Source organism: Novipirellula sp. (assembly GCF_041583735.1).
Classification (GTDB): Bacteria; Planctomycetota; Planctomycetia; order Pirellulales; family Pirellulaceae; genus Novipirellula.
Map to the genome: position 1 here is coordinate 1 of NZ_JBFHFD010000717.1, position 4,247 is coordinate 4,247.

Consider the following 4,247-nt stretch of genomic DNA (forward strand, 5'->3'; position numbering starts at 1 on the left):
ACGTTCATCCATGGCCACCTTGCTGGGCAATCCGTTTGGGATCGAGATCGTCAAGGACAAGGTGTGGGTGACCACCGTCGATGACCATTGCATTTGGCTGGGATCGATCGACAGCGATGCCAATGCAAGCCAAAACGACAAAACGACTCTTGTGCGAGTGGCCGGGTGTGGCGAGAAAGGTTACAGCGGAGACGGCGGTTCGGCGTTGGAAGCCCGCTTCAATTGGCCTCACGAAGTTCGAGTCGATGGTGACGGGAATCTGATTGTCGCCGATACTCGCAACCATGTGATTCGCTGGATCGACGCAAAGACCAACATCGTGACGACGATTGCAGGAGATGGCGTCGAAGGGTTTTCCGGTGATGGCGGACCAGCAACCCAAGCTCGCTTAAAGCATCCTCATAGTGTCGTCTTGGATGGCGACGATGGGGTGTTGATTGCCGATACTCACAATCATCGGATCCGGCGACTTGATCTCCGCACCGGATTGATCGAAACCATTGCTGGGACCGGAGCCGGTAAATTGCCGACCGACGGAGCGTTGGCCCGCCAAGCAACATTGTTTGGCCCCCGATCGCTGGCAATAGACGCTCGATCGATTTGGATCGCTCTTCGCGAAGGGAACAGTATTTGGCGGATCGATCGCGAAAGTGGTCGGATTTATCATGTCGCCGGAAGCGGGAAAAAGGGAAATTCAGGCGACGGAGGACCTGCAACCGAAGCCACCTTTAATGGTCCCAAAGGACTCGTGATGGACGATCAAAGCAGATTGCTTGTCGTGGATACCGAGAATCATTTAATTCGGCGAATCGACATCGATGCCAATACGGTCGAGACGGTTTTGGGCAAAGGGGCGTTAAAACTAAAACGTCCTCACGGCATTGCCTACGCAAATGGATTTGGTTACTTGCTTGGCGATTCCGAGAATCATCAAGTCGTTCACGGGAATCCTTAAACGTTTGCTACGCTACCTCGGTTTTCAACCCTTCGGCCTGATGACTTTAATTCAACCTCCTGCTGATGAAGTGCTTGATCGCGCCGCTGCCCTGTTGGCCGCTGGAAAGCTGATTGCGATTCCGACCGAGACGGTTTATGGATTGGCGGCCAACGCGTGGGACCGCGACGCGGTGGCGAAGATATTTGCCGCCAAGCAGCGGCCTGCAACCAATCCGTTGATTGTGCATATTGCGGCGGTCGATCAAATGGATCGAGCAGTGATGATGCCGCTGGCTCCCGAGCTGCAGCGACAACTCGATTGTGTCGTTGATTTATGGCCGGGACCGCTGACCGTGGTACTGCCTCGATCGGATCGTATCTCTGATGTGGTCACGGCAGGGCGTGATACGGTGGCGGTTCGGATTCCATCGCATCCGGTTGCACTGCGGCTTCTGAAGCGTTGTCCGTTTCCGATTGCGGCGCCCAGTGCGAACCGTTCGAATTACGTCAGCCCCACCATGGCGCAGCATTGTGACGGTGCAATGGACCAGCCAGGAATTCACCGGTTTATCGAGATGGTGATTGATGGAGGCGACTGTGATTTTGGAGTCGAGTCCACGATCGTTGCCCTCCGGCCCGAGGGGCCACGGTTGCTGCGGCCGGGCGGAGTCGCTGCGGAAACGCTGGCGGAACGGTTCGGCATCACCGTCCCGCAATTGACGGGAAAACAATTGACTGGGCCGCAATTGACTGGGCCGCGTTTGACTGGGCCGCGTTTGACTGGGGCCGTCGCTGAATCGGCGGCCGAGGCGGAAGTGACTGCGGACGAAACCGCTGCGATGTTGGCTCCGGGGATGATGAAGGAGCACTATTCGCCCACGACCCCGCTGGTGTTGTACGACACGGCGCGCCCCATGTCGTTGCCCGCGAGAACCGGCCGCATTGCATTCAAGCCGTTGTCCGCCCAGGACGCGGGATGTTATGCGGCCGTGGAAACATTAAGCGATTCCGGCGATCTTCACGAGGTGGCCAAAGGATTGTTTGCGGCACTGCGGCGTTTGGATCACGCCCAGCTTGATTTGATCGTGATCGATTGCTGCGAACCGGTCGGTATCGGCATGGCGATCATGGACCGCATCCATCGAGCCGCCGCGACCCATTCCAAGTAACTCTCGGTGCGTGCAGCGTCGCTTGTACTGCGGACACTCTTGCGGTGCTGATCTACAGCATCGCCACGCCCAAAAAGTACTCACCGTTTACGTGATTATTGCTCGCTACCGCCGTGGATTCGTCGTGATGGTTGGGTTGTAGCAATTGCAATGATGAGTGGGAAAAAACGACGTGCCACGGACAGGGGGTTCATCCGTTTGATTCTGGCGTGATCGCGGATTGTATTCATCGCGAGCCGATAACGAAATCAGTGATTCGTGTGCGTCACGCGAGGTTGATTGTGCGTCACGCGATGTTGATAAGGGGCGAACCAATTTGGTCCAAAGTTTTCAAAGAATTGCTCAATGAATCCCGCGAAACCGTCCAGCGATACGAAGCAGAGTGCAGCCGAAGATCAACTAGACGCCCTGCTGTCACGAATTCATTCGCTCAGTAGTGATGGAGCAAAGCCGCGAGCTGAGGAACAGTCGCGACCGAAGCAGACGCCGCGTCCCGCAGCGGCTCCGCCGCCTAGCGCAGGCGGGGCAGCGGCGGTTTCGGGGGCGGTCAATCCACCACGCAATCCCGCGACTCCGGCAGCGCCCGCACCGCCGTTGCCGCATTCCGCAAATGTTCAAGTGCGTCCGCAAGCCCCCGCATTACTCGGGTTCACACCTTCACGTGACGAGCCTTGGCGGCCCGCCGAGCCTCAAGATGCCTACGAATCTCGCATCAATGAAACGCTGCTCGAAGCCATTGTCTATCGTTTTCTGAGAAACATCGGTGAATGCGCTGGTCGCAGGGTGGCCGATCAAGTCAAGTTGCCATTTCGCATGGTCGAGCCGATTTTAAATCGCTTGAAATCCGACCAACGCGTCGCCTACAAAAGCTCGACGTCGACGAATGACTACGTCTACGTCTTGACCGAATCGGGGCGTGAGATTGCACGCTTGATGCAGCAGGATTGTACGTATTACGGTGCGTGTCCCGTCAGTTTGACCGACTACGTCAACAGCGTCAAAAAGCAAACGATCGAAGGCCAGTTTCCTAAAAAGGTCGACCTCGAACGTGCGTTTAGCGATCTGTTAATCAACCCTCAAATGCTGATTCGTTTAGGGCCCGCAGTGGCCAGCGGACGTGGGATGTTTTTGTTTGGCTTTCCCGGGAATGGTAAAACGTCGATTGCCGAGCGTGTCACCGGAGCGTTTGGAAAGTACTTGTGGATTCCACGTGCCGTCGAAATTGATGGCGCGGTGATGCGGGTCTACGATCCGATGAACCACGAAATCGCGATGCCCGAAGCTGGCAGCGGGATCCTTGATATTGGCGGTTTCGATAAACGGTGGGTACGAATCAAACGGCCTACGATCGTCGCGGGGGGGGAACTGACGCTGGACATGTTAGAGGTCCAGTTCAATCCCGAGAGCAACATTTCCGAGTCACCGCTGCAATTGAAGAGCAATTGTGGCACGTTGGTGATCGACGACTTTGGGCGTCAAAAGATGAGCGTCGATCAGCTCTTAAATCGCTGGATCATTCCGCTGGAAAAACGCTATGACTTTTTGAACATGGCCAACGGCAAAAAGATCCAGGTGCCGTTTGATCAGTTGGTCATTTTTAGTACCAATCTCGAACCCAAAGATTTGGTGGATGACGCGTTCTTGCGTCGTATCCCCTACAAGATTGAAGTCCCCAATCCGCCCGAAGCGGATTTCCGCAAACTGTTCGAGATCATGTGCAAGATCACCAAGATCCCCTACAACGCCGAGGCGATCGACTATTTGATCAAGACGCACTATCTGCCCGTCAATCGCCCGTTTCGAAATTGCCAACCGCGTGACTTGTTGCTGCAGGTGCGAAATTTCTGTCTCTACAACGACTTGAAGGTCGAGCTAAAGAACGAGTACTTCGATTTTGCCGTCGACAATTACTTCTCGGTCATGACTTAGGCTGTTGCTCGGCTGTTCGCCCGAGTCTTACTCGTCATCATCCGCTTCATCTTCGACGTCGGGAATCGCCGGATCTTCGGGGGCTCGTTTGCGAAGTTTACGTTGTAGCGAGCGGCGATGGATTCCCAATCGCCGTGCCGCTTCGCTGATGTTGTTGCCACATTCGGACAACACGCGGTGAATATGTTCCCACTCGTTGCGGGCAAGCGAGGG

General features: G+C 55.5%; 4 protein-coding genes. 3 read left to right on the plus strand and 1 reads right to left on the minus strand.

Going from position 1 to position 4,247, the window contains the following annotated elements:
- The 3 genes from ABX962_RS31535 to ABX962_RS31545 all read left to right on the plus strand — a co-directional run.
- Positions 1 to 955: hypothetical protein (locus tag ABX962_RS31535; protein WP_372725555.1), on the plus strand; the 955-nt coding region annotated here is incomplete at its 5' end.
- Positions 956 to 995: 40 nt separating this feature from the next.
- Positions 996 to 2,105 carry an L-threonylcarbamoyladenylate synthase gene (locus tag ABX962_RS31540; protein WP_372725557.1) on the plus strand — a complete coding sequence of 370 codons (1,110 nt, stop codon included), beginning with the start codon at positions 996 to 998 and terminating at the stop codon, positions 2,103 to 2,105.
- A gap of 345 nt (positions 2,106 to 2,450) precedes the next feature.
- Positions 2,451 to 4,034, plus strand: coding sequence for an AAA family ATPase (locus tag ABX962_RS31545; protein ID WP_372725559.1), 1,584 nt, complete (start codon positions 2,451 to 2,453; stop codon positions 4,032 to 4,034).
- A 27-nt stretch (positions 4,035 to 4,061) separates the two neighbouring features.
- Here ABX962_RS31545 and ABX962_RS31550 read toward each other — a convergent pair.
- A partial coding sequence (locus tag ABX962_RS31550) for a helix-turn-helix domain-containing protein (protein WP_372725561.1) occupies positions 4,062 to 4,247 on the minus strand: 186 nt, incomplete at its 5' end.

Bases quoted from the DNA above. Each gene is read 5' to 3' on its own strand.
- ABX962_RS31545 (WP_372725559.1), top strand. From the start codon at position 2,451: ATGAATCCCGCGAAACCGTCCAGCGATACGAAGCAGAGTGCAGCCGAA.
- ABX962_RS31540 (WP_372725557.1), top strand. From the start codon at position 996: ATGACTTTAATTCAACCTCCTGCTGATGAAGTGCTTGATCGCGCCGCT.